The 25,043-nt window shown below is 65.8% G+C and carries 24 protein-coding genes; 11 read left to right on the top strand and 13 right to left on the bottom strand.

The window, feature by feature from the left end:
* From CRO75_RS18765 to CRO75_RS18755, 3 genes are read left to right on the top strand one after another with little or no spacing between them, the layout of a single operon-like run.
* Positions 1 to 1,608: a carboxyl transferase domain-containing protein gene (locus tag CRO75_RS18765; protein ID WP_097137448.1), complete on the top strand. Its 1,608-nt coding sequence runs from the start codon at positions 1 to 3 to the stop codon at positions 1,606 to 1,608.
* Between the two features lie 17 nt (positions 1,609 to 1,625).
* A complete protein-coding gene (locus CRO75_RS18760; protein WP_009044620.1) occupies positions 1,626 to 2,441 on the top strand; it encodes a gamma-carboxygeranoyl-CoA hydratase in 816 nt (271 codons plus the stop codon).
* Positions 2,441 to 4,387, top strand: a complete 1,947-nt coding sequence (locus tag CRO75_RS18755) for an acetyl/propionyl/methylcrotonyl-CoA carboxylase subunit alpha (protein WP_097137446.1) — start codon at positions 2,441 to 2,443, stop codon at positions 4,385 to 4,387. Before CRO75_RS18760 ends, CRO75_RS18755 begins: the two co-directional genes overlap by 1 nt.
* Positions 4,388 to 4,443: 56 nt before the next feature.
* Here CRO75_RS18755 and CRO75_RS18750 read toward each other — a convergent pair whose 3' ends face one another.
* Entirely contained in the window at positions 4,444 to 5,109 is a 666-nt protein-coding gene (locus tag CRO75_RS18750) for an XRE family transcriptional regulator (RefSeq protein ID WP_009044622.1), read from the bottom strand.
* Between the two features lie 131 nt (positions 5,110 to 5,240).
* Here CRO75_RS18750 and CRO75_RS18745 point away from each other — a divergent pair, with 131 nt between their 5' ends.
* Positions 5,241 to 5,582, top strand: coding sequence for a DUF3077 domain-containing protein (locus CRO75_RS18745; protein WP_009044623.1), 342 nt, complete (start codon positions 5,241 to 5,243; stop codon positions 5,580 to 5,582).
* A 508-nt stretch (positions 5,583 to 6,090) separates the two neighbouring features.
* Positions 6,091 to 7,242, top strand: a complete 1,152-nt coding sequence (locus tag CRO75_RS18740; protein ID WP_037035520.1) for a M14-type cytosolic carboxypeptidase — start codon at positions 6,091 to 6,093, stop codon at positions 7,240 to 7,242.
* Between the two features lie 39 nt (positions 7,243 to 7,281).
* Here CRO75_RS18740 and CRO75_RS18735 read toward each other — a convergent pair whose 3' ends face one another.
* Positions 7,282 to 7,728, bottom strand: coding sequence for a helix-turn-helix domain-containing protein (locus tag CRO75_RS18735; RefSeq protein ID WP_085534093.1), 447 nt, complete (start codon positions 7,726 to 7,728; stop codon positions 7,282 to 7,284).
* A 97-nt stretch (positions 7,729 to 7,825) separates the two neighbouring features.
* On the opposite strand from CRO75_RS18735, the gene CRO75_RS18730 reads away from it, so the two are divergent.
* Entirely contained in the window at positions 7,826 to 9,037 is a 1,212-nt protein-coding gene (locus CRO75_RS18730) for an MFS transporter (protein WP_097137445.1), read from the top strand.
* 71 nt (positions 9,038 to 9,108) lie between these two features.
* On the opposite strand, the gene CRO75_RS18725 is transcribed toward CRO75_RS18730, so the two are convergent.
* Together CRO75_RS18725 and CRO75_RS18720 are read right to left on the bottom strand one after the other, a co-directional pair.
* Entirely contained in the window at positions 9,109 to 9,648 is a 540-nt protein-coding gene (locus CRO75_RS18725; RefSeq protein ID WP_009044627.1) for a cytochrome b, read from the bottom strand.
* Positions 9,645 to 10,730 carry a catalase family peroxidase gene (locus CRO75_RS18720; protein WP_097137442.1) on the bottom strand — a complete coding sequence of 362 codons (1,086 nt, stop codon included), beginning with the start codon at positions 10,728 to 10,730 and terminating at the stop codon, positions 9,645 to 9,647. The genes CRO75_RS18725 and CRO75_RS18720 overlap by 4 nt, the downstream gene beginning before the upstream one ends.
* Positions 10,731 to 10,910: 180 nt before the next feature.
* Here CRO75_RS18720 and CRO75_RS18715 point away from each other — a divergent pair, with 180 nt between their 5' ends.
* Both CRO75_RS18715 and CRO75_RS18710 read left to right on the top strand, forming a co-directional pair.
* Positions 10,911 to 11,417 carry a sigma-70 family RNA polymerase sigma factor gene (locus CRO75_RS18715; protein ID WP_009044629.1) on the top strand — a complete coding sequence of 169 codons (507 nt, stop codon included), beginning with the start codon at positions 10,911 to 10,913 and terminating at the stop codon, positions 11,415 to 11,417.
* Positions 11,414 to 12,166 (top strand): anti-sigma factor, encoded by a 753-nt coding sequence (locus CRO75_RS18710; protein ID WP_097137440.1) that lies wholly within the window; start codon positions 11,414 to 11,416, stop codon positions 12,164 to 12,166. Before CRO75_RS18715 ends, CRO75_RS18710 begins: the two co-directional genes overlap by 4 nt.
* Positions 12,167 to 12,424: 258 nt before the next feature.
* Here the strand turns inward: CRO75_RS18710 and CRO75_RS18705 are convergent, their stop codons facing one another.
* The 7 genes from CRO75_RS18705 to CRO75_RS18675 form a co-directional block, all read right to left on the bottom strand.
* Positions 12,425 to 13,414, bottom strand: a complete 990-nt coding sequence (locus CRO75_RS18705; protein ID WP_097137438.1) for a spore coat U domain-containing protein — start codon at positions 13,412 to 13,414, stop codon at positions 12,425 to 12,427.
* Positions 13,415 to 13,446: 32 nt separating this feature from the next.
* The gene (locus CRO75_RS18700; RefSeq protein ID WP_097137436.1) at positions 13,447 to 15,804 is read right to left on the bottom strand and encodes a fimbria/pilus outer membrane usher protein; all 2,358 of its coding nucleotides are present in this window, start codon (positions 15,802 to 15,804) and stop codon (positions 13,447 to 13,449) included.
* 127 nt (positions 15,805 to 15,931) lie between these two features.
* Entirely contained in the window at positions 15,932 to 16,723 is a 792-nt protein-coding gene (locus tag CRO75_RS18695; protein WP_097137434.1) for a molecular chaperone, read from the bottom strand.
* A 27-nt stretch (positions 16,724 to 16,750) separates the two neighbouring features.
* Positions 16,751 to 17,251 carry a spore coat U domain-containing protein gene (locus tag CRO75_RS18690; protein ID WP_097137432.1) on the bottom strand — a complete coding sequence of 167 codons (501 nt, stop codon included), beginning with the start codon at positions 17,249 to 17,251 and terminating at the stop codon, positions 16,751 to 16,753.
* A gap of 4 nt (positions 17,252 to 17,255) precedes the next feature.
* On the bottom strand, positions 17,256 to 17,789 hold the full coding sequence (locus tag CRO75_RS18685) for a spore coat U domain-containing protein (RefSeq protein ID WP_087091651.1): 534 nt from the start codon (positions 17,787 to 17,789) through the stop codon (positions 17,256 to 17,258).
* Positions 17,790 to 17,809: 20 nt separating this feature from the next.
* Positions 17,810 to 18,349: a spore coat U domain-containing protein gene (locus CRO75_RS18680; protein ID WP_097137430.1), complete on the bottom strand. Its 540-nt coding sequence runs from the start codon at positions 18,347 to 18,349 to the stop codon at positions 17,810 to 17,812.
* Between the two features lie 100 nt (positions 18,350 to 18,449).
* Positions 18,450 to 18,974, bottom strand: a complete 525-nt coding sequence (locus CRO75_RS18675; protein ID WP_097137428.1) for a spore coat U domain-containing protein — start codon at positions 18,972 to 18,974, stop codon at positions 18,450 to 18,452.
* Between the two features lie 285 nt (positions 18,975 to 19,259).
* Between CRO75_RS18675 and zapE the strand changes: the two genes are divergently transcribed.
* A complete protein-coding gene (gene zapE / locus CRO75_RS18670; RefSeq protein ID WP_097137426.1) occupies positions 19,260 to 20,405 on the top strand; it encodes a cell division protein ZapE in 1,146 nt (381 codons plus the stop codon).
* Positions 20,406 to 20,498: 93 nt separating this feature from the next.
* Positions 20,499 to 21,812 carry a leucine-rich repeat-containing protein kinase family protein gene (locus CRO75_RS18665; RefSeq protein WP_097137424.1) on the top strand — a complete coding sequence of 438 codons (1,314 nt, stop codon included), beginning with the start codon at positions 20,499 to 20,501 and terminating at the stop codon, positions 21,810 to 21,812.
* Positions 21,813 to 21,897: 85 nt separating this feature from the next.
* Here the strand turns inward: CRO75_RS18665 and CRO75_RS18660 are convergent, their stop codons facing one another.
* Positions 21,898 to 22,602 (bottom strand): YebC/PmpR family DNA-binding transcriptional regulator, encoded by a 705-nt coding sequence (locus tag CRO75_RS18660; protein WP_007927175.1) that lies wholly within the window; start codon positions 22,600 to 22,602, stop codon positions 21,898 to 21,900.
* A 306-nt stretch (positions 22,603 to 22,908) separates the two neighbouring features.
* Complete coding sequence (locus tag CRO75_RS18655) at positions 22,909 to 23,772, bottom strand: LysR substrate-binding domain-containing protein (protein ID WP_097137422.1); 864 nt, start codon at positions 23,770 to 23,772, stop codon at positions 22,909 to 22,911.
* 128 nt (positions 23,773 to 23,900) lie between these two features.
* Between CRO75_RS18655 and CRO75_RS18650 the strand changes: the two genes are divergently transcribed.
* Positions 23,901 to 25,010: a 2-aminoethylphosphonate--pyruvate transaminase gene (locus CRO75_RS18650; RefSeq protein ID WP_097137419.1), complete on the top strand. Its 1,110-nt coding sequence runs from the start codon at positions 23,901 to 23,903 to the stop codon at positions 25,008 to 25,010.
* Positions 25,011 to 25,043 lie beyond the last annotated feature (33 nt).

Here is a 25,043-nt window from a genome sequence, read left to right as displayed (position 1 = left end):
ATGGCTATCCTGCATACCCAGCTCAATCCCCGTTCGGCGGAGTTCGTCGCCAACAGCGAAGCGATGCTCAAACAGGTCGACGCCCTGCACACCCTGCTCGCCCAGGTCCAGCAAGGCGGCGGCGCCAAGGCCCAGGAACGGCACACCTCGCGTGGCAAACTGCTGCCGCGCGAGCGCATCAACCGCCTGCTCGACCCGGGCTCGCCCTTCCTCGAAGTCAGCCAGCTGGCGGCGTATCAGGTGTATGGCGAAGACGTGCCGGCCGCTGGGGTGATTGCCGGCATCGGCCGGGTCGAAGGCGTCGAATGCATGATCGTGGCCAACGACGCCACGGTGAAAGGCGGCTCCTATTACCCGCTGACCGTGAAAAAACACCTGCGCGCCCAGACCATCGCCCAGCAGAACCGCCTGCCCTGCATCTACCTGGTGGATTCGGGTGGCGCCAACCTGCCGCGCCAGGACGAGGTGTTCCCCGACCGCGAACACTTCGGGCGGATCTTCTTCAACCAGGCCAACATGAGCGCCCAGGGCATCCCGCAGATCGCCGTGGTCATGGGCTCCTGCACCGCCGGTGGCGCCTACGTGCCGGCCATGGCCGACGAAGCGATCATGGTCCGCGAACAGGCCACCATCTTCCTCGCCGGCCCGCCGCTGGTGAAAGCCGCCACCGGTGAAGTGGTCAGCGCCGAAGACCTCGGTGGTGCCGATGTGCACTGCAAGATCTCCGGTGTCGCCGACCACTACGCCGACAGCGACGAACACGCCCTGGCCCTGGCCCGGCGCAGCATCGCCAACCTCAACTGGCGCAAGCAGGGCGAATTGCAGCAACGCGCGCCGATCGCCCCGCTGTATACCAGCGACGAGCTGTACGGGGTGATTCCGGCGGACGCCAAACAACCTTTCGATGTGCGCGAAGTCATTGCGCGGCTGGTGGACGCTTCGCTCTTCGATGAGTTCAAGGCGCTGTTCGGCACCACCCTGGTGTGCGGCTTCGCCCATCTGCACGGCTACCCGATCGCCATCCTCGCCAACAACGGCATCCTCTTCGCCGAGGCCGCGCAGAAAGGCGCGCACTTCATCGAACTGGCCTGCCAACGCGGCATCCCGCTGCTGTTCCTGCAGAACATCACCGGCTTCATGGTCGGGCAGAAATACGAGGCCGGCGGCATCGCCAAGCACGGCGCCAAGCTGGTGACCGCGGTGGCCTGCGCCAAGGTGCCGAAGTTCACGGTGATCATCGGCGGCAGCTTCGGCGCCGGTAACTACGGCATGTGCGGCCGCGCCTACGACCCACGTTTCCTGTGGATGTGGCCCAACGCGCGGATCGGCGTGATGGGCGCCGAGCAGGCCGCCGGGGTGCTGGTGCAGGTCAAGCGCGAGCAGGCCGAACGCGGCGGGCAGCCATTCAGCGCCGCCCAGGAAGCCGAGATCAAGCAGCCGATCCTCGACCAGTACGAACACCAGGGCCATCCGTATTATTCCAGCGCCCGGCTGTGGGACGACGGCGTCATCGACCCGGCGCAGACCCGCGACGTCCTGGCGCTGGCCCTGTCCGCGTCCCTCAACGCCCCTATCGAACAGAGCCGCTTCGGCGTGTTCCGCATGTGACCCGGAGCGAAACCGACATGAACGACTTCAACACCCTGGAACTGCTGAAGGACCCGCGTGGTTTCGCCACCCTGTGGCTCAGCCGCGAGGAAAAGAACAACGCCTTCAACGCCGAAATGATCCGCGAGCTGATCCTCGCCCTGGATCAGGTGCAAAGCGATCCGGCCCTGCGTTTCCTGCTGGTGCGCGGCCGCGGCAAGCATTTCAGCGCCGGCGCCGACCTGGCCTGGATGCAGCAGTCGGCCGAACTCGACTACCACACCAACCTCGACGACGCCCGCGAGCTGGCCGAGCTGATGTACAACCTGGCCAAGCTGAAGATCCCGACCCTGGCCGTGGTGCAAGGCGCGGCCTTTGGCGGCGCCCTGGGCCTGATCAGTTGCTGCGACATGGCCATCGGTGCCGACGACGCGCAGTTCTGCCTCTCGGAAGTACGCATCGGCCTGGCCCCTGCGGTGATCAGCCCGTTCGTGGTGCAGGCCATCGGCGAACGCGCGGCGCGCCGCTATGCCCTGACCGCCGAGCGCTTCAGCGGTCAGCGGGCCCGGGAAATCGGCCTGCTGGCGGAAAGCTACCCGGCGACCGAGCTGGAACAGCAAGTGGCGTCGTGGATCGACAACCTGCTGCTCAACAGCCCGTGCGCCATGCGCGCCAGCAAGGACCTGCTGCGCGAAGTCGGCAACGGCGCCCTGACCCCGGCCCTGCGCCGTTACTGCGAAAATGCCATTGCCCGCATCCGCGTCAGCCCCGAAGGCCAGGAAGGCCTGCGCGCCTTTCTGCAAAAGCGCTCGCCCAGCTGGCAGCCCGACAAGATCACCAAGGAGTCGCGTTAATGAGCGCCCCTGTCCTGACCACCCTGCTGGTGGCCAACCGCGGCGAGATCGCCTGCCGCGTGATGCGCACCGCCAAGGCCCTGGGCCTGACCACCGTGGCCGTGCACAGCGCCACCGACCGTGACGCCCGCCACAGCCGCGAAGCCGACCTGCGCGTCGACCTGGGCGGCAGCAAGGCCGCCGACAGCTACCTGCAGATCGACAAACTGATCGCCGCCGCCAAGGCCAGCGGCGCCCAGGCGATTCACCCGGGCTATGGCTTTCTGTCGGAGAACGCCGGCTTCGCCCGCGCCATCGAAGCCGCCGGCCTGATCTTCCTCGGCCCGCCGGCGTCGGCCATCGACGCCATGGGCAGCAAATCGGCGGCCAAGGCACTGATGGAAACCGCCGGCGTGCCCCTGGTCCCCGGTTACCACGGCGAAGCCCAGGACCTGGAAACCTTCCGCGTCGCCGCCGAACGCATCGGCTACCCGGTGCTGCTCAAGGCCACCGCCGGCGGTGGCGGCAAGGGCATGAAAGTGGTGGAGGACGTCAGCCAACTGGCCGAAGCCCTGGCCTCGGCCCAGCGTGAGGCGCAGTCGTCCTTCGGCGATTCGCGGATGCTGGTGGAAAAGTACGTGCTCAAGCCGCGCCATGTGGAGATCCAGGTGTTCGCCGACCAGCACGGCAACTGCCTGTACCTCAACGAGCGCGACTGCTCGATCCAGCGGCGCCACCAGAAAGTCGTCGAAGAAGCCCCGGCCCCCGGCCTGAGCGTCGAGCAGCGCAAGGCCATGGGCGAAGCCGCGGTGCGCGCGGCGCAGGCCATCGGTTACGTCGGCGCCGGCACCGTGGAATTCCTGCTGGATTCGCGCGGCGAATTCTTCTTCATGGAAATGAACACCCGCCTGCAAGTGGAGCACCCGGTCACCGAAGCCATCACCGGGCTGGACCTGGTGGCCTGGCAAATCCGCGTGGCCCAGGGCGAAGCGCTGCCAATCACCCAGGATCAGGTGCCGCTGATCGGGCATGCAATCGAAGTGCGGCTGTACGCCGAGGACCCGGGCAACGACTTCCTCCCGGCCACCGGGCGCCTGGCGCTGTACCGCGAATCGGCGGCGGGTCCTGGACGTCGGGTCGATAGCGGCGTCGAGCAAGGCGACAGCGTGTCGCCATTCTACGACCCGATGCTCGGCAAGCTGATTGCCTGGGGCGAAAACCGCGAGCAGGCGCGTTTGCGCCTGCTGGCCATGCTCGACGAGTTCGCCATCGGTGGGCTGAAGACCAACCTGGCGTTCCTGCGGCGCATCATCGCCCACCCGGCCTTTGCCGCCGCCGAGCTGGATACCGGCTTTATCCCGCGCTATCAGGATCAGTTGCTGCCACCGGCCAGCGCCTTGAGCGACGAGTTCTGGCAGGCCGCCGCCCAGGCGTTCGCCCAGAGCCAGCCGGACCAGCTGCGGGCCGACGACCGTCATTCCCCCTGGGCCAAGGCCAGCGGCCTGCGCCTCGGCCTGCCGCGGGAAACCGTGCTGCACCTCGACTGCGAGAGCCAGGACCGGGCGATCAAGCTGGACCCCCACAACGCGGTCATGGCCTTGCACGGCGAACAGCTGTCGATCGAACACAAGGGGCTGCGCCAGCAGCACCGGGCGATTCGCCAGGGCGACAGCCTGTATCTGCAGTGGCAGGGCGAGATGCACCGGGTCACGGCCTATGACCCAATTGCCGCGGTGGAAGCCAGCCACAGCCACCAGGGCGGCCTGACCGCGCCCATGAACGGCAGCATCGTGCGGGTTCTGGTGCAAGCCGGGCAGAGCGTCGAAGCCGGCGCGCAACTGGTGGTTCTGGAAGCGATGAAGATGGAACACAGCATCCGCGCACCGCAAGCCGGGGTGGTCAAGGCGCTGTATTGCCAGGAAGGCGAAATGGTCAGTGAGGGAAGTGCCCTGGTGGAGCTGGAATAAGCTCCTGAGGCAAAAGATCGTTCCCGCAGCCTTGCGGGAACGATCGTATTTTTACGTCAGAATTTAGCGGTAGCCTGCACTACCACACCAATAATCCGACAGTCATCGCTGTAAAGCGCCTTCGGGTAAGTCGGATTCAGCGGCACCAGATAACGCTGCCCACCCTCCTCCACCAGCTTGCGGAAAATCGCTTCGGTGCTGCCCGGGCATTGCACGATTACCAGCTTGCCGGGAACCGCCTCCACCGCCGGGTCCACCAGGATCAACATGTCCTGGGCGATGCTCAGGCCACTGGGGGCAATCATCGCGTCGCCCACCACGACCAGCCAGAAAGCCGAGCCTTCGGCCTGGTAGTCGGAGAGCTCGTAACGCTCGCTGGCGTAGCCCGCGCCACCAGCCTCGCGCACCTCGCCAACGCCCCGCCAGTCGCTGACCGGATAGCGGAAGTACGGGTTGTACTTCTGCACCAACGACGGCCCTTCCAGCAGCAGTTGGCCCTCGTCATCCACCTGTGGTTTTTCGCGGATCACCAGCGCGACTTCGAGAAAACCCAGGCCGATTTCTTCCAGCACCCGGTTCATGTCTTCGATCTTCGGCTGGCGCCGTTTGCTCAGCCAGTGGCCGATGCCGCCCTGGGACATGCCCAGGCGTTCCGCGAGCTTTTCTTGCGTGACCTTGCGGTCCTTCATGTTGGATTTAACCAACTCGATCCATTTGTCCATGGAGCGGAACAATACGTTGTGTATTTCGGCCCTCAACACACAAGTTGTAGTATTTGAAACCTAGTCACAAATACATTAAGTATTACCATTCCTCAGACCCTCTTATTCCACGTCAAAGGATGGAACCGCTCATGAGCACAACCAGCAAAGATGCACCGGAACTGGAAACCGATGTCGGCTTCAACGCCCTCAAGGACAGCGAGGCCGCCCGCCGGGCCATGGACTACTACTTGAAACCGGCTATTGCAGAAGCGTCGATCGACGAGAAGTTCTTCGAGGTCAAACACAGCATCAGCAGCGAGGAAGCGATGATCCACGCTTCCGACCTGCTGCGCTGCGCCGCGGCCAGTGCCTACGAGGCTGCCGACCACCTGCGGGGTACCCGGCGGGACCTGGCGTTTTCCGTGGTGCACATGATCGACATGGCCAAGGCGCTGGTGGATCGCTCGCTGGACAGCCATCGCCCGGAATGAGTGCCACGGCAGAATTCGCCCACGGCCGATCCGGCCGATGAACAGGGCTGGCAACAGGGACAGGAAATTATTTTCTAAAAGGCGGGGAAAAACATTTGACTTGCAAATGATAATGATTATTATTGCAAGCAACTGGTCGCGAGATCAGTCGATAACCCAAGAGACCTTAGGTCGGACTCCTGGATTATCTCCTCATCAGGCTAATCACGGTTTTTGACCCGGCTTTTTGCCGGGTCTTTTTTTTCTGCCAGTTTTTCTGGCTTGGCTTCAGGCTAATGAAGACTGGGTACCGCTGAATTGGCGGCGATGATAGCAAAAGAATGCCTCATTGCAAGCCGACGCCCGCCGCAACGGCTCGCAAATGCAAAAACAGCGCTTGAGAATCAATCGCATAGCTTCTAAGCTGCTTTCGCGTCAAGGACGACGCCCCCCTCTCCCGCCGAAATTGCCCCCCTGCAACTCCCCCGCCTTGCTAAAGTAACGGCCATAAAAATCCTGCTCAGGAATCATGACCGTGGCCCAAAGCTCGTTTCAAATCTCTGCCAATTTCGACAGCGGCAATATCGAAGTACTGGATGCCAGCAACCCCTCGCAAGTCCTGCTGGCCATCAAGCCCGACACGCGTAGCGCGCATTTCCAGTGGTTCCACTTCAAGGCCAGCGGCCTGCATGTCGGCCAGGAACACTGGTTCCGCCTGAGCAATGCCAGCAAATCCTCGTACAACAAGGCCTGGAGCGGCTACCAGGCGGTGGCCTCCTACGATCACGTCAACTGGTTCCGCGTGCCGACGATTTTTGAAGGCGACACCCTGCGCTTCTGCCTGGAAGCCACCCAGACCCACGCCTGGTTCGCCTACTTCGAACCCTACAGTCGCGGTCGGCACGACTGGCTGATCGATCAGGCACTGACCAAGGCCGGCGCCGAACTGCTGGCCACCGGCAAAAGCGTCGAGGGCCGTGACATCCAGCTGCTGCGCAAAGGCAACGGCGGCGAAGGCCGGCGCAAGGTCTGGATCATCGCCCAGCAGCACCCTGGCGAGCACATGGCCGAATGGTTCATGGAGGGCGTGATCGAGCGCCTGCAGCACCGTGACGATGCCGAGCTGAACAGGCTGCTGGCCAGCGCCGATCTGTACCTGGTGCCGAACATGAACCCCGACGGCGCTTTCCACGGTCATTTGCGCACCAATGCCATGGGCCAGGACCTGAACCGCGCCTGGCAGAGCGCCAGCCAGGAGCTCAGCCCGGAAGTGCTGTTCGTCCAGCAGCAGATGGAGCAGTACGGTGTCGACCTGTTCCTCGACGTGCACGGCGACGAAGAAATCCCTCACGTGTTCACCGCCGGCTGCGAAGGCAACCCGGGCTACACGCCGCGCCTGGCCAAGCTCGAGGAGCATTTCCGCAGCCACCTGAAACACAAGACCCGGGACTTCCAGACCACCCACGGCTACACCAGGGACAAACCCGGCGAAGCCAACATGACCCTGGCCTGCAACAGCGTCGGCGAGAAGTTCGACTGCCTGTCGCTGACCCTGGAAATGCCGTTCAAGGACCATGACGACAACCCCAACCCGCTCACCGGCTGGTCGGGCAAACGCTCGATGCAACTGGGCAAGGATGTCCTCAGCACCGTGGCCGACATGGTCGGCATCCTGCGCTGATCCTGCTGCGCTGGCCGCGTCTCGAACCGCGGCCAGCGTCTATTGCACCGGCACCCGCCGGCAATCCTCGGGCCCGAGCAGGCGCCCGTCCGCCGAGCGCAATTCCAGCGGTCGCAGCGGCTGCCCCTGCTCGCGGTCGACCATCAGCGAATGCGCCTCCCCCGGCTCATAGAAATACGCCTCGCCCCACTGTCGCAAACCGATGATCAGGTTGAACAGGCCATTGCCCTTCTGCGTCAGCACGTACTCCTGATAGGCACTGCCATCCGACGCCGGTAGCACCTCGAAGATGCCATGGGCCACCAGGGTGCGCAGGCGGGCGGCGAGGATGTTCTTGGCCATCCCCAGGTTGCGCTGGAACTCGCTGAAGCGGCGGATGCCGTCGAAGGCATCGCGAATGATCAGCAGCGACCACCAGTCGCCGATAGCGTCCAGCGAACGGGCCACCGGGCATTCGGCGCCCTCCAGGCTTGTGCGTTTGACCATGATGCAGACTCGCGACAGGAAAGTGGTTGCAATATAAAACCAGCATCTCTACCGTACAACTGGTTTCATAACGCAACCAGAACTCACGGAGCCGAGCATGACCGCCACCATCGCCCCTCTGCCATCCGCCACCATTCCGGCGTCGGTGGTGCTGCTCTTTGCCATTGCCTGCGGGCTGGCGGTGGGCAATGTCTATTACGCCCAACCCCTGCTCGATGCCATGGCCCACAGCCTGGACATGCCGCGAGCGACCATCGGCCTGGTCATCACCCTGACCCAGGTCGGCTATGGTCTCGGCCTGCTGTTCCTGGTGCCGCTGGGCGACCTGCTGAACCGCCGGCGCCTGATCGTCGGCCAGACGAGCTTGTCGGTCGCGGCCCTGTTGATGGTGGCATTGGCCGCGGACAGCACCTGGCTGTTGCTGGGCATGGCCCTCACCGGGCTGCTCGCGGTGGTGACCCAGGTGCTGGTGGCCTATGCCGCCAACCTGGCCGCGCCGGGCGAACGTGGCCGGGTGGTGGGCAGCGTGACCAGCGGCATCGTGCTCGGGATCCTGCTGGCGCGCACGGTATCAGGCACCATGGCCGACCTGGCCGGCTGGCGTTCGGTGTACCTGCTGTCGGCCGGGCTGACCCTGCTGATGGCGCTGCTGTTGTGGCGGGTACTGCCCAAGGTCGAGCAACCGGCGGCAATGCACAGCTACGGCCAGCTGATCCGCTCGCTGTTCGGCCTGTTTCGCGAAGAAAAGATCCTGCGCGACCGGGCGGTGCTGGCGATGCTGATCTTCGGCGCTGGCACCGTATTGTGGACCCCGCTGGTGCTGCCCCTGAGCGCCCCGCCGCTGTCGCTGTCGCACACCGAGATCGGTCTGTTCGGCCTCGCCGGGGCGGCCGGGGCCCTGGGCGCCTCGCGCGCCGGACGCCTGGCCGACCGTGGCCTGGGCCAGTGGACCAGCGGCCTGGCACTGAGCCTGATGCTGGCCTCCTGGTTCCCCATCGCCTATACCCAGTCGTCACTCTGGGCCCTGCTGCTGGGGGTGATCGTTTTCGACCTGGGCTTGCAGGCGGTGCATGTCACCAGCCAGAGCCTGATCTACAGCACCCGCCCCGAGGCCCAGAGCCGCCTGGCCGCGGGCTACATGCTGTTCTATTCGATCGGCAGCGCCAGCGGCTCGATCGGCGCCACGGCCATGTACGCCTGGGCGGGCTGGAGCGGGGTGTGCCTGCTGGGCGCCGCGATCAATGGCGTGGCGCTGCTGTACTGGCTATGGAGCCTGAACCCGCGCAAAGCCTTGGTGTGTGCCGGTTGAATGCGCGAGCAAGGGCTGCGCCCCCTGTAGGAGCGAGCTCGCTCGCGATAAACCTCGATGACTCCGTTACCTCATTCCTTGCCGCGCAGCATGCTCTCCAGCACCCCGTCGCGGCGCACCCAGCCATGGAACAGCGCCGCCGCCAGATGCAGCAGCACCGTCAAAAACAGCAGGTAGGCGAGAAAGCCGTGAGCCTTGCGCAAAAAAGCGAACAGCTGGGCATTGGCCGGCAGGATCGCCGGCAACTGCAGCGAACTACCGAGCATCACCGGGTCGCCCGCCGCCGAAATCATCGCCCAGCCCAGCAGCGGCAGGACCAGCATCAGCGCGTACAGCAGCACATGGGAGGCCTTGGCCGCCAACGCCTGCCAGCCCGGCAGGTCCGCCGGCAAGGGCGGTTGCCGGGTGGAAAAGCGCACGACCAAACGCACGATCACCAGCAGCAGAATGGCAATGCCCAGCGGCTTGTGCAGGTGGATCAGCCATTGGTGACGCTCGGACACCGAGGCCACCATGCCGGCGCCGATAAACAGCATGGCAATGATCATCAGCGCCATCAGCCAGTGCAGCAGGCGCGCCAATGGCGCGAAGTGGTTCGGTTGGGCACTCATGGGCGGGACTCCTGGGCAGCGCGGGGCAATGGGTCGACTTCACTGGTACGGCGCAGATAAGAACTGGCATAGGCCGCCGAACGGGCCGCCAGCAGCGGGTCGTCGGAGGCGGCGATGCCGCTCGGCAGTACCAGCGGGTCGTAGTTGATGTCGCGGCATTCGCCATCGTTCTGCGGTTGGCTGCGCTCCAGCACCAGGGTCCCGGCATTCAGCACCTTGCGCTCGCTGGGCCAGGCCTTGCTGGCGTCGTCGGTCGGGTCGCCCGGGTTGGCCAGGGTGATGTTCAAGCGCCAGCGCAACGGCCCCGCGGCCAGGCGCTGCACCAGGTCTTTTTCCAGGAAGTCGTTGCCTTGCGGCACCACCGCGCCGGGTGCGTCCTGGGTCAGCGGCACCACGCCCCAGCGCACGGCCTGGCGTTGCCCGCTGGCGCTCACCAGGTAAAACGCGTTGATGCCGTTGTAGGTTTCGGTGGCATAGCTGGCCGAAGGCTTGGCGCTTTTGATCCATTGCAGGAACGGCATGGCTTCGGGGTGGGCGGCGAAAAACGCCGGCACGCTGGCCGGGTTCGGCTTGCCGGTCGCCGGGTCTGGCGCACTGGCTTGCTGCAACTGGTAAAACGCCTCGGGGGTGCCCACCGGGAACACCGGCATGCTGTTCATCCCGGTGCGCCACTGCTGGCCGTTGGCCTGGGTAAAACGCAGTGCCAGGCTGCGGATCGGCACGCTGCTGTCAGGCGCATAGGGATTGCCGGGGGGCAAGGCGAAACGCCCGACCACCGGGGTCCGCGCTTCGTTGAACACCTGGGCGCTGGAATAGCTGCGGGCCTCGCCACTGCTCTCGAAATAACCGGCCACGCACACGCCCTTGGCATGGTTGCGGCGAAAGCCCGGATGTACGCCGTTGTTTTTCTCCAGCACATCCACCAGGGCCTTGGGGGTCAGGCGCTGCGGATCGAAAGTGCCGTTTACATAAGCCATGGCGCCGGCCAGGGCCACGACCACCAGGGCGATCCCGCCCAGACGCAGGCTCAGGCTGGCCGCGCTCAAGGGCGGACGATCAGGGGGTGATGGACGATCTACCATGAATATCTCCAGGGCCGCGGCCACAGGTGGAAAGGACAGGTCAGACGAGCCCCGGCAGCGGTTATTCCCTGGCCCGCTATTTATTTTTCCGGCACGGGAATAACCTGCACGACCAGGCGTCTGGCTGTTGCAAGCACGCTGTTGCAAGCGTAGCGACTGGCCAACAACCTGCAGGACCCCATGAACGATATCGACGAACAGCTGCGTGAAATCATCCCCCGGTTGCGGCGCTTCGCCCTGTCCCTGAGCCGCCAGCCCAGCAGCGCCGACGACCTGGTGCAGGCGAGCCTGGAACGGGCGCTGTCGAGCTGGGGCGAAAAACGCCCCGAGGGCGATCTGCGGGCCTGGCTGTTCGCCATTCTCTACCGGCAGTTTCTCGACGCGCACCGCCGCTCCCGGCGTTATGCACGCATGCTGGAATTCTTCACCGGGCGTGACGACGCCCAGCCTTCGGTGGAGCGCAGCGTGGTCGCGCAATCGACCCTGGAAGCCTTCGACCGCCTGCCCGCCGAACAGCGCGCGCTGCTGCTCTGGGTCTCGGTGGAAGGCCTGAGCTACAAGGAAGTCGCCACCATCCTCGACGTACCCACCGGCACCGTGATGTCTCGCCTGTCCCGGGCGCGCCAGGCCCTGCGCCAGCTCAGCGACGGCGAAATCAGCAGCCCTTCTTTGCGGATACTCAAATGATCAGCCTGCCCCCCAGCGAACGCGACCTGCACGCCTACGTCGATCATCGGCTCAACGAGAGCGACCGACGCCTGCTGGAAACCTACCTGAGCAGCCACCCGCAGCTCGCCGCCCAGGTCCAGGCCTGGCAACAGGACGCCCAGCAGCTGCGCGCAGCCCTCGGCGGCGCCCTGCAACAACCGGCCAACCCCGAGCTCGACCCGGCGCTGATTCGCCAACGCCTCAAGCGCCAGTCGCGCCGCCACCTGGCCAGCGCCGCGCTGCTGTTGATCGCCCTCGGCATCGGCGGCCTGAGTGGCTGGCAGGCGCGGGAAATGACCCTGGCCAGCGCCCCGCTGCCAATGACCGATGCCCTGCAGGCCTACCGCCTGTTTGCCCAGCAAGGCGTCCTCCCGGCCGACCTCAAGGTCCAGGACAACGGCGCCATGCAGGCCTGGCTCGACCGCTACTTCACCCAGGCCGAGCGCCTGCCGGATCTGCGCGAGTCCGGCTTCCAGGCGGTCAGCGGGCGCCTGCTGAGCACCGATCAAGGGCCGGCGGCGATAGTGCTGTACGAGGACCAGGGCGGGCACAGGATCAGTTTCTATATCCGCCCACCGGGACCAAAGAACTACCTGCTGCCCCGGGGCAGCCGCAGCGATGGCGAACTGCAGGCCGACTACTGGTCCGACAGCGGCTACAACTACGCCATGGTCAGCCCCAGTGGTTCGGCGGTGGCGCAGCGGCTGCAGGACACCCAGAAATTTTGAGCCACAGCGCCCGCACCCCGTGGGCCAGCCTTGAAACCGCCAAAGGTCCTTCGGACCTATCGCAGCCTGCGGCAGCGGCTACATCTCTCCCGAGAGCCGCTCCCCACTCCTGTAGCCGCTGGCGCAGCCTGCGATCGGCAGCGCAGCGGCCGCAGGATATCCAGGTCGCCGCGAGCCTGAGACCGGCACGATATGGACGGTAGTCCTCCGCCCCCATCGCTCGTACCGGCACCCAGTGCCAGCAACCGCTCTCCCCGCCTAGAACCCCACATCCAGCACCACATTGTCGATATAGGTCCCCGCCGGCGGCGTGGCCTGGTCGGTGTAGATCCGGGCGTTGTAGTTGAACACCTGGCTGCCGGTGCCCAGGCCGTTGCCCGGATTCACCTCGGCATCGGAACTGGCCCGCCGCGCCGCGCCCACGCTGCCCCAGCGGGTGGTGCCGGCACTCTTGAAGATGTCGTAGGCCAGGTAGTTGCTCCCCGAGATCATCCGCCGCCGCCCGCCGACGCTGACGGCATGCTGGCCATCGTCCAGGCCCACGGTGTAGGCACTGCCCTTGGTACAGGCGAGGTTGATGGTCTGCCCGCTGACGGTGGCGAAGGCGCTGATCACCGGCGCGCTGCCGAAACTGATATTGGGCGCGGTGATCACGCAATCGTTGGCCACCGTCAGGTTGACCGTCAGGCTGGCGACGCCGCTGCCGATATCGCGCCCCAGGCAGACGCCCAGGGCACCGATCCCCGCGCAATAGTTCCAACTCCAGGCGATGCTCAAAGTCTCGGTGTAGATGCCGGCGGCGACGTTGCTGCCGGTGATGCTACCCAGGTAGACCGGAATGGCCTTGGCCACGGTCGGGCTGCCCAGCAGCCCCAGGGCATCGACAATGGAGTTGCGCGCGAAGTCGAACTGCACGCCGCGGTTGATGGGGTAGTTGGTGCTGTTGTCACCGTAGATCGTATAGCCGATGACATCGCCGGTGGGGCCCAGCAGCCCGCTCTGCGAGGAGGTGATGGTGGCGTAGAAATGGTCGTTGCTGGCCATCAGGGTCGCCAGCGAGCCGGTACAGGCCAGGCCGGCGTTGGTGCTGGAAGCGGACTGCGAGGTGGTGCGCACCAGGATCGAGCTGAGGGTGCCGAAACTCGCCGGCGAGGTACTGACCACCGAACACAGGGCCTGGGCCGCCCCCGGCGACAGCAGCGCCATCAGCAACAGCCCCTGGCCCCAATAGCGACGCAACCTGTCCATGCTCACCGCCTCCCGATTCCGTTCATGAATCCTCACTGACACACCAAAGGCCCGATCAACGGCACCTGTTCCTGCTCCGGCTCCAGGGTAAAGCTCACCTGGCAACTGCTGCCGTCGGCCAGGCTGACCCGCAGGCTGTTGTTCGGCGCCAGGTTTTCCAGGTACACCAGGCCATCCCAGCCCACCACTGCCTGGGCGCCGCTCTGCTCGTGGGTCACCAGGCTGCCCAGGGGCAGCTCCTGGTGCCGGGCGTCCACCAGGACCACGCTGGCGGCGACGATGCGGGTCAAGGGGAACGCCACCAGATAGCCACTACCGCGACGCACCGCGACCCGCTGTTCGACCAGCGGGCTCTGCACGTTGGCCGGCAGGTTCAACGGGTCGATCTCGTATTTGCCGCGGTAATAGGCGCTGCTCCAGGGCACCAGCAGATGGCCGTTCTTATCGGTGCGTCCCACCAGCTGGTTTTCATAGCGCACCGGAATATCCCGGTAGCCGTCGGTGCTGACCACCACGAAAGCGTCGTCGATGCGGTTGGCGGCGAACACCTGGCGGTCCATCCACACCAGCGAACCGCTGGCATCGGCCCAGTGGGTTTCGGCCTCGCTGGAACCATAGACCCCGGCCTGCAATTGCACCGATTGCAAACGCCAGGTCAGGTCGGCCTGGCGGTAGGCCGGCGCGTCGCCCTGGGCATAACCGAGATTGAAGCCGACGCCCCCTTCGCTGGGCACCGCCCGGCTGTAGTTGACCCGCTGCCGGTCCTGCCCGTCCTTGCTGCGCTCGCTGCTCAGGCTCAGGCTGCCGTGGAGGTCGAACGGAATCACCAGTTGGGCCTGGACCGCCCAGTTGCTGTCGCCGATCTCGCGGTTGGCCGACAGGTAGAAACTGCTGCTGCGCCACAGCGGCTTGCTCCAGGTCAGGTTGAGCAGACGGGTGCGCGAGTCGTCCGTGGCGCGCACATCGAAATAACCGACACCGAGGCTGCCGTAGCGCTCGAGGTTGAGGCTCAGGGTCAGTTGCTCACTGCGCTGGCTGAGGCTGGCGTAGGGGCTGTCCACCACCGTCAGGTCGGCATAGCCGTCGCGGCGCTGCATGCGCTGGTAGGACAGGCTGTAGCGCTGGCTGCTGTACTGATAACCGAGACTGACCTGCTGCCCGCCCTGGCCGTCGAAGCGGCTCTGGCTGATGGCGCTGTTGAGCACGCCGAAGTTGCCCAGGCGCAGGTTGCCGCCGAAACCGCCGAGGGTCAGGGACTGCGCCGCCTCGGCGTGGCCTTCCAGGGTCAGGTTGTCGCTCAGGCCGTAGCGCAGGCTGCCGGAAGTGACGCCGGGGCCGTAGCTGAAATCCCGCAGCGTATAGTCGCGGCGCAGGGTCCCGGCGGCCACCGAGAAATCGCTCAGGCCTTTTTGCAGCAGGCTGCTGGTGACATAGAACGGCACGGTGGTGGACACCTGCCGCCCCAGGGCATCGGTGGTCACCACCACGGCTTCGCCGGCACCGTTGATGAACGGGATATTGGTCAGGGTGTAGGGCCCCGGTTGCAGGTCGGCGCTGCTGGACTTGTAGCCGTTGATAAACAGGTCCACCGAGGACGGCACCGCCGCCTCCCCGGCGAACTGCGGCAAGGGGTAGGTCACCAGGTCCGGGCGCACGGCAAAATCGCGCGACAGTTGCACGCCGCCCAGGCGCACCGAGTTGCTCCAGGGCAAGGCGCCGCTGACCAGGTCGCCGGCCTCGTAGGTCAGCAAACGCTCGTCATCGGAGTAACGCCAGGTGGTGTCATAGCGCCGGTAGCCGTTGTTCAGCGTGCCCTCGCCCAGGCCGGAAAAGGTCCGCCGGTACTGGCCGGTGTTGGACAGGGTGCCCCAGCCGTCGAACAGCCGCACCTCGTTCCAGGCCGCCAGGTAGGTGCCGGCATCGTCGGTGTCGTTGAGGTACAGATCGTAATTGAGCAAGGCGCCGAAACTGCTCAGCGCCGGGGTTCGTGGATAGGCCTGGCGGCTGCCGATCAATTGCTCCGGCAGCCAGTCCGGCGGCACCTCCAGCAACAGCCGCTGGCCCTGGCTGTCGTAGTCGCTGTGCAACCCTTGCAGGCTGTCGAGGGCAACCTGGGCGTCGAGCCCTTCGGGCAATTTCATCCCGCTTTCCCGCAGGGCCTGGGCCGGCACGAACAGGCGGCCGGCACGTTGCTCGACGGCGATCACTCGCCCGGTATTCATCTGATTGACCACCAGTTCCAGAAACAGCTGGGCATCGCTGATCGCTTCCATGCCGCTGGGCGGCGGCGGCAGTTCGCCACCCAGGCTGCCGGAGGCGAACACCCAGCAACACAGCCCGCTCACCGCCCACCCCGGGCGCCAGAAACGACGAGCCGCGCCGAGGTTCATTGAAGCGTTACGCCCATCGATGGACACCTTTCTTCCATGGCCAGCAGCGACTGCCGCTACCGGTCAGCCTGAATCGCCGATCGCCGGACAGCCCCGCACCCTTGTCTGCCCGCAGCGGTAGATGGCCTCAGCGGGCCGGCGCAACGTTCTGCACCTGCGGCGCGCCATTGACCCGCACCTGCAACGCCGCGTCCGCGGTTGGCGCGGCGGGCACCGGCCAACGCATGATCGCCCCCGGCAGCACGTAGCCCAGCAGCCCTTCCACCAGCGGCCGGGTCTGCCCCGCCTGCTTGAGCGCCACGTCGGTCAGGCGCGCATGCACCGCGCCCTGGTTGCGGACCTCGACGTAATTGCGGCCATCCACCGCCACCTTGCGCCAGCTCAGCTCGGGCACGCCGGCGCTTTTCGGATCACGCTGGCGAGTGCTGTCTTCCTTGCTCCAGAGCCCGGCACCGTAGGCGAACAGCGGCACCGAATAACGCATCTGGAAACGGATGGCCGCCGCCGTCTTGCCCTCGCCTTCGGCAATCGGCGGCTGCGCCAAGGGGATTTCATCGATGATGATCCGGTAGGCCAGCTCCTGGCCGGGCGGGACTTCGCGGGTCCGGGTCAGGCGGACCAGTTGCCTCTGCCCCGGCGCGATCTTCGCCACCGGCGGGCTGCCGATCACCTCCCGCTGGTTCTGGTACTGGTCCTCGAAGCCGCTCTGGCTCCAGGCAAAGACCCGGATCTGCAGGTTAGCGGTTTCCGTGCCGCGGTTTTCCAGCCACAAGGCGCTGGCCTGTTGATCGGCCTCCAGTACCGGGTCGATCGGCCAGATCAGCACCGAGCTGGCGGCCCTGGCCTGGGTCGCCCCCAGCAACGCCATGGCCAGCACGGCACAACCAACGACCTGCAACCGCCGGGAAGTCGAATACATACCGCTACTCCTTATGGTCTTGCCCCATCACCACGACAACTGCACCTGCAGCACATCGCTGTACGTCCCCCCAGGCTGGTTGCCCGGTAATTGCACCTGGCCGTAGATCGGCAGGCTGATGTTGTTCGCGTCGCTGTAGGCCACCGCCACGCTCTGGCCGATGCCCAGGCTCTGGCTGAACGCCGCGTCGCGAAACAGCTGATAAGCCACCCGCGCACTGCCGCCATCGAGCTGCATGTGCCGTCCGCTGCTGTTGTACTGGCCGCCGTCGACACTCATGTTCAGGGTCACCCCCGGCGTGCATTGCAGTTGCACGCTGTTCGCCAGGGCGACCTGCAGCGTGCTGGTGGACAACGCCGACTGGCTGCCGAAGTTCAGGTTGCCGTAATTGCTCACGCCACCCACCACCAGGCACCCGGCGACCACCGTGGCGCTGACCTGGAAGCTCTGGCTGGTCACCGCCGCCAGGGGCAGCGGCAGGCTGCTGGCACCGAGCAGCACCAGCGCCGCGCACGCGTGACGGGCCATGGCGTCAGAAGGTCAGTTCGACGGCGACGGTGTCGGTGTAGGTGCCCGCCGGCAGGCCAGCCTTGCCGAGCGCCTTGCCGTAGATATTGACGGTCTGCGCCACGCCGGTGCTGGTGGCCAGGTTGATGACATCGTCGATGGCCAGGAGCTGCGAATGCCCGGAGTCGGTGTACAAGTCGTAAGGCACGAAGTTGCCGCTGCCATCGGCCAGGGCCCGGGTGCCGCCGGCGGACTGGCCGTCGTGGGCACCCGCACGGACCTTCACCACCGGGCTGGTGCCGCTGGAACAGAGGATCGACAAGGCCCCGCCGCCGCCACCGAGCACCTGGGCCGTGGCCTGGGTGAACAGGCTGTCGGTGGTGCCGAAGTTCAGGGCGCCGAAGTTCAGGCCGCTGCTGCCGCCCGCGCCATTGACCTGGCAACTGCTGGTGAGAATCAGGCTGGACGTGATCTGGCCGGTGACCGTCGCGGCCTGGGCCACGGAAAACATGGCCAGTCCAAGCAGCGACAAGGCGATCCGGGATACAAGCATGTGCATGACATTCGTCCTCTTTGGGTTTACCAATCCAGCGTCACCGTCAGGGTGTCGGTGTAGACCCCTGCCGGCAGCGCATGGCTATTCGCGACCACCGAGCCAAACACCGGGATCGGTACCTGGGCCCCACTGGTAACGGCGAAATTGCGTTGCTGACCGATGCTGTAGCTGTCGCTGCCGGAGGCATCGAGGAACAGCCGATAGGCAATGGTCTGGCGACCATTGCTCAGGCGCCGGGTGCTGCCGTCGCCATTGCGGCCGCCGTCGATGGTCACGGTGAAACCGGTCACCGAAGGGTTGCAGGCCACCTCCAGGTGCCCGCTGCCGCTACCGCTGACATTGGCTCTCAGGGGAGCACTCCAGGTCGGGCCATGCTGGCCGAAATCCAGCAGGCCTAAGTCGTCGACCGGATTCTCGGGCGTGCGGGTCGCGCCATTGGTCACTTCACAGCCGGCGATGATGGTCAGCCGCGCGTGTATCTGCCCGCTGATCGCCGCTTGCGCATGGTCGGCCAGCAGTAGCAGGGAACCCAGGGCCGCCAGCGCCCAGCGTCTACTTGTCATACCGCATCCATCTCAGATCCATCAGGACTCTCCCTTGACCGCTCATGGCGAGCGACCTCCCTGTACTGCCCGGATCCACCGGACGGCTCCTTCACGGCCACTACCAGGTGACCGTCACTTTCAGCAGATCGGAATAACGGCTGACCCGCGGGATCTCGGCCAGCGGCTCGATCCGCCCGTACAACGGCAGGTCCACCGAACCCGAGTCCGGCACCCGGCCGCTCACCGGCACATTCACCGGCAGCGGAATGCGCCGGGCCGCGTCCTGGTACAGGCGATAGGGAATGGGCTTGCTGTGTTCGGCACTGCCGGCCAGGTAGCGCACTTCGCCGACGCCCCCGTGTTGCCCGCCATCGACGCGCACTTGATAAGGGGTGTCCGGGTTGCACTCGAGCCTGGGCAGGCGAGTGTCGAGCAACGCCGCGCTGAGGGGGCCGGCGGGATTGTCGAGACGCGGGCTGCTGCCGAAATCCAGCACGCCCAGTTGCTCGACGCCGGCGTCGCGCTGCTGCCCCACCAGCTGGCAACCACGCTGCACGTCGACCCGGACCTCCACCTGGAGTTCCACCGCCGATGCTGTCGCGGCGAGCAGCATGCTCATGACTGCAAAAAACCGGCTTGCCATTCAACGCCTCAATCCTTTTGAGGAACGGTAGGTACAGCTCAGGTTAGTCAGCGCCGGGGAAATCGCCAGCGCCGTGGGCAAGCCGCCCGCCAATAAAACAGCCCCCTGGGCGCCCGATGCACCAGGGGCGAACACAGTGGCACGGGCAAAAAACTGTACCGACCAGAACTTTTCGTAGAACCAATCAGCGCCTGCAGACAGCGCTGGATGCCGGGCCGGGGATTGGTTAAATTACCGCGCCGGTTCCAGGGGGGGAGCTGGCCTGGAACCATCGGGGTGACACCATTGGCCGCTTTACCGCCAAACCGCTCGCTACGCCCATCGCGCTGGCCCAGGCTGCGCGCGTTCTTCGGCAAGGCTTTCGCCCGGCCGGCCGCCAGCACCAGCCACGGCCGAGTGATTCACGAGTATTTCCGGCACATGGCCCACGACCAGGGCTACACCCTCAGCCACAGCCAGCAGCGGGTGATCGACTACATGGCCCAGCAGGCCAACGCCCTGCTCCAGCCAGACGCCAAGCCGAACGCCAGCCGCAGCCTGTACCTTTATGGCGCGGTGGGACGGGGCAAGAGCTGGCTGCTGGACGGTTTCTTCCACGCCATCCCGCTGGCGGAAAAACAGCGCCTGCACTTCCACGATTTCTTCGCCCAACTGCACCAGGGCATGTTCCGTCACCGCGAACAGCCCGATGCCCTCGAGGCCACCCTCGACGAACTGCTCAGCCACTGCCGCGTATTATGCTTCGACGAGTTCCACGTCCACGACATCGGCGATGCGATGCTGATCACGCGGCTGTTCAAGGCCCTGTTCCAGCGCGGCATCCTGCTGCTGGTGACCTCCAACTACGCACCCCAGGGCTTGCTGCCCAACCCGCTCTACCACGCACGCTTCAAACCAGTGATCGACCTGATCGGCAGCCGCATGCAGGTGATGGAGGTCGGCGGCCCCCACGACTACCGCAGCCAGCCCCGCAGCCATTCGCAGCAGGTGTTCACCCAGGGCCGTTACCTGTGGCCCGGCAGCGAGCAGCAACGCCTGAGCCTGGGCCTGCCGCGGCGCAACAGCCCGACCTCGGCGCTGATGGTCGGCGCGCGCCAACTCCAGGTACGGCTGTGCGAACGGCACAGCGTGGGTTTTGCCTTCAGTGACCTGTGCGAACAGCCGACCGCGGTCATGGACTACCTGGAACTGAGCCGGCGTTTCGACCACTGGATCATCGACGAGCTGCCCGAGCTGGGCGAATGCCCGATTGCCGTGCAGCAACGCTTTATCAACCTGATCGACGTGCTGTACGACCAGGACAAACACCTGACCCTGATCGGCGAACGCTCCCTGCGCGAAAGCCTGGGCGGTAACGCCATCGACCTGGCGCGCACCCGCAGCCGCCTGGGCCAGCTGCAGGAAATCAGCGCGGATACGCCGCCGGGCTGAACCGGCGGTCGCCACCCACCACTCCACGCCGCTATCATGGCGGCCATTTCCAGGGCCACGCGCCCTCCTCCTGCCTGAGTGTCGAACCTATTCATGGATACCCTTGCCCAACTGCGAGCCGGCCAATTGACCGGGCTCAAGCGTCTGGACCTGTCTTGCGGGCTGAGCGAATTCCCCCGGGAAATCTTCGACCTGGCGGACTCGCTGGAAGTCCTCAACCTCAGCGGCAATGCCCTGAGCAGCCTACCGGACGACTTGCACCGCCTGACCCGCCTGCGGGTGCTGTTCTGCTCCGATAACCTCTTCACCGAGATGCCGGCCTGCGTCGGCCAGTGCGCGCAACTGAGCATGGTCGGCTTCAAGGCCAACCGCATCGAACGGGTGCCCGCCGCCTCCCTGCCGCCGCTGTTGCGCTGGCTGATCCTCACCGACAACCGCATCGAGGAACTGCCGGACGAACTGGGCCAGCGCCCGCACCTGCAAAAGCTGATGCTCTCCGGCAACCGCCTGACCCGGTTGCCCCAGAGCCTCGGCCAATGCCAGCAGTTGGAGCTGATCCGCATCGCTGCCAACCGGCTCAGCGCACTGCCGGCCTTCCTGCTTGGCCTGCCGCGCCTGACCTGGCTGGCCTATGCCGGTAACCCGTTGGAATCCGAGGCCGACGCCGCGGCGCTGGAATCGGTGGCACGCATTCCCTGGGCCGAGCTGGAAGTGCAGCAGCGCCTGGGCGAAGGCGCCTCCGGGGTGATTCACCAGGCCCGCTGGCAGCCCCCCGGGCAAGCGCCAAGCGAGGTGGCGGTCAAGCTGTACAAGGGCAGCATGACCAGCGACGGCTCGCCGCTGCATGAAATGAACGCCTGCATCAGCGCCGGCCGGCACCCGAACCTGATCCGGGTCGAAGGCCGGATCAGCGATCATCCCGAAGGGCAGAACGGCCTGGTGATGCAGTTGATCGAGCCGAGCTACCGCAACCTGGCGGCCTTGCCGAGCCTGGCCTCCTGCACCCGGGACATCTACGACGAGCGCACCCGCTTCAACGCCGACGCGGCCTTGCGCATGGCCCGCGGCATCGCTTCGGTCGGCGCGCACCTGCACCACCAGGGCATCACCCACGGCGACCTGTACGGCCATAACATTCTGTGGAACCCACAGGGCGAGTGCCTGCTGGGGGATTTTGGCGCGGCGTCCTTCCATGCGCTGGCCGACACCGAGGAAACCCGGGCCCTGCAACGCATCGAAGTACGGGCCTTCGGCATTCTGCTGGAGGAGTTGCTGGCAAGGATCGAGTCGGGCCTGAGCCCGCGGCAGCATGAACGCCTGGCGGCGCTGGTCAACGACTGCTGTCAGCCGCAGGTGCTGGCGCGGCCGGGATTTGCCGAAGTCGGGGACGTGTTGCGGGGGATTTGAAGAGCATCGCCAGCCAACTCGCTCCTGCTGGAGCTTGCCGGCTGGCGCAAGAATCGCTCAGGTAGCGCGATTCACCGGGCTGGGCTCACCCCGCCAGGCCGACGAACATATCCTGCACGTCGTCATGGTTGTCCAAGCCTTCGAGGAAGGCTTCGACTTCCGCCATCTGCTCGTCGGACAGGCCGCTGACCGGGTTCTTCGGCTGGTAGCCGAGCTTGGCCGAGAGCACGGTGAAGCCTTGCTCGGGCAGGGCTTTCTGCACCGCGTCGAGGTCGGCAGGCTCGGTCAGGAACAGGGTCGCGCCCTCGTCCCCAGGCTCGAAATCCTGGGCCCCGGCTTCGATGGCCGCCAGTTCCGGATCGGCGTCCGGGCTGTCCGGCGCGGCTTCGATCATGCCGACATGGTTGAAGTCCCAGGACACCGAACCGGAAGCGCCCAGTTGGCCCTTGCGAAAGGCCACGCGGATTTCCGCCACGGTGCGGTTGATGTTGTCCGTCACGCATTCGACGATCAGCGGCACCTGGTGCGGCGCGAAACCTTCGTAGGTCACGCGGTGGTACTGCACGGTCTCGCCGAGCTGGCCCGAACCTTTCTTGATCGCACGCTCCAGGGTCTCGCGGGGCATCGAGGCCTTTTTCGCCTGCTCCACCACCAGACGCAGGTGTGCGTTGGTGGCGACGTCAGCGCCGTTGCGGGCAGCAATGGTGATCTCTTTGACCAGCTTGCCGAAGATCTTGCCCTTGGCGTTGGCTGCTGCTTCTTTGTGTTTAACCTTCCACTGTGCGCCCATTACTCACTCTCTTTGATCTGTGGCGTCGAGTTGGATGTGGCCGACGCGATGGGCAAGTTTATACGGCCTGAAGGCACCAATCGACCAAAAAGTCAGATCCGCGACCACCTGTCCCGCATCGGATCCCGTGGCGACCTTTCCTGAATAGTGGTCGCGAAAGCAGGATGCCCCTGTAGCCGCTGCCGCAGGCTGCGATAAGGCCGAAGGCCTTCTGTGGTCTCAAGATCGTGCGCCCGCGTTGTCGGAATGCCGCCCAGATCGATCGCAGCCTGCGGCAGCGGCGACAGGTTCAGGGCAATCCGCGCGTCAGTTCGGCGGCGCCAGCTGCAGAAACGCCTGGATCAGGCGCAACTCCCGGCGCCGCTCCAGGCAGCCGAGCATGTGCCGGTTCAGCAGCCCCGCGCCGATGATCGGCACCGCCCGCACCCGTGGGTCGGGGCTCAGTTCCAGTGACGACACCACGCCCACCCCCAGCTGCGCCGCCACCGCCTCGGTCACCGCCTCGCGGCTGTCCAGCTCCAGCAGCACCCTGGGGTTGATCCCGGCCTGGGCGCAGGCCTGGTCGAAGGTGCGGCGGGTAATCGAGCCCGGTTCGCGCAGGACCATGATCACCTGGTCCAGTCGCTCCAGCCTCACGCCCTCGGGTTCGGCCAGCCATGGATGGCCCTGCGGCACCAGCGCGCAGATCCGCGACTCGCCAAGGCTCTGCAGGTGCAGGCCCTTGCGCGGCTCGACCTCGGTCAGCACCGCCACATCGGCGTGCTCCGAAAGCAGCGCCGCCAGGGTTTCCTGGGCATTGCCCAGGCGCAGGTTGACGGTAATCCCCGGATAGCGCTCGCGCAGGCTGGCGAGCATCGGCATCACCAGGTGCGGGCCGTCCGCCGCCACTTCCAGGCGCCCGGTGAGCAGTTGCCGGTTGGCTTCGAGCATGGCCTGGGCCTCTTCGGCCAGGCCGAACATGGCGCGGGTGATCGCCGCCAGCCGGGTGCCCTCTTCCGTCAGTTCGACCCGGCGCGCGGTGCGGCGCAGCAGGGTGATCTGGTAGTGCTCCTCCAGCGCCTTGATATGCCCGGTGACCGCCGGCTGGCTGATGAACAGCCGCGCCGCGGCCCGGGTGAAGCTGCCTTCACGGGCCACGGCATCGAATGCGCGCAGCTGGAACAGGTTCATATCTATCGGCCTCACTTATGGCTGGCATAACGACAAACAATTTGATTGATAACGAGCCAAACTGCAATTTAGGCCCCGTAGTTTTTATCCCAAGCGCATCCCACAGCGCTTCTGCGAGGACACCCGAATTGAGTACTGCCGCGCCCATCCTGCTCACCCCCGGCCCCCTGACCACCTCGGCCCGCACCCGCCAGGCGATGCTGGTGGACTGGGGTTCCTGGGATGACCGTTTCAACCAGCTGACCGCCAGCCTCTGCGAACAGCTGCTGGCCATCGTCAACGGCGCCGCCAGCCACCACTGCGTGCCCCTGCAAGGCAGCGGCACCTTCGCCGTGGAGGCCGCCATCGGCACCCTGGTGCCACGGGGCGGCAAGGTGCTGGTGTTGATCAACGGCGCCTACGGCAAGCGCCTGGCGAAGATCTGCGAAGTGCTGGGCCGCGACTTCAGCACCTTCGAAACCGCCGAGGACCAGCCGACCAGCGCCACCGACGTCGATCGCCTGCTGCGAGCCGATGCCGCCATCACCCATGTGGCGCTGATCCACTGCGAAACCAGCACCGGCATCCTCAACCCGCTGCCGGAGATCGCCCAGGTCGTGGCCGGTCACGGCAAGCGCCTGATCATCGACGCCATGAGTTCCTTCGGCGCCCTGCCGATCGATGCCCGGCACGTGCCGTTCGACGCGCTGATCGCCGCGTCCGGCAAATGCCTGGAAGGCGTCCCCGGCATGGGCTTCGTCTTCGCCCGCAAGGAAGCCCTGGCCGCGGCCGCCGGCAACTCGCACTCGCTGGCGATGGACCTGCACGACCAGCACGGCTACATGGTCAAGACCGGGCAATGGCGCTTCACGCCGCCGACCCATGTGGTCGCGGCGCTGCATGAAGCGCTGCTGCAATACCACGAAGAAGGCGGCCTGCCAGCGCGCCACCAGCGTTATGCCGCCAACTGCCAGGCGCTGCTCGACGGCATGGCGCGACTGGGCCTGCGCAGCTTTTTACCGGCGGCGATCCAGGCGCCGATCATCGTCACCTTCCACGCGCCGAAAGGTCCGCGCTACCAGTTCAAGGAGTTCTACGAACGGGTCAAGGACAAGGGTTTCATCCTCTATCCCGGCAAGCTGACCCAGGTCGAAACCTTCCGCGTCGGCTGCATCGGCCATGTCGACCCGACCGGGATGCGCGCCGCGGTCCAGGCCATCGCCGACGTGCTGCGGGAAATGCAAGTGCTGGATATCTGATTGCTACAACCACCACACGGCCTGTAGGAACGA

The sequence above is a fragment of the Pseudomonas sp. LAMO17WK12:I10 genome (assembly GCF_900215185.1).
In the GTDB taxonomy this organism is placed as follows: Bacteria; Pseudomonadota; Gammaproteobacteria; order Pseudomonadales; family Pseudomonadaceae; genus Aquipseudomonas; species Aquipseudomonas chlororaphis.
Note: the sequence above shows the minus strand (reverse complement) of the source record. Positions and strands in the feature narration are given on the sequence as shown.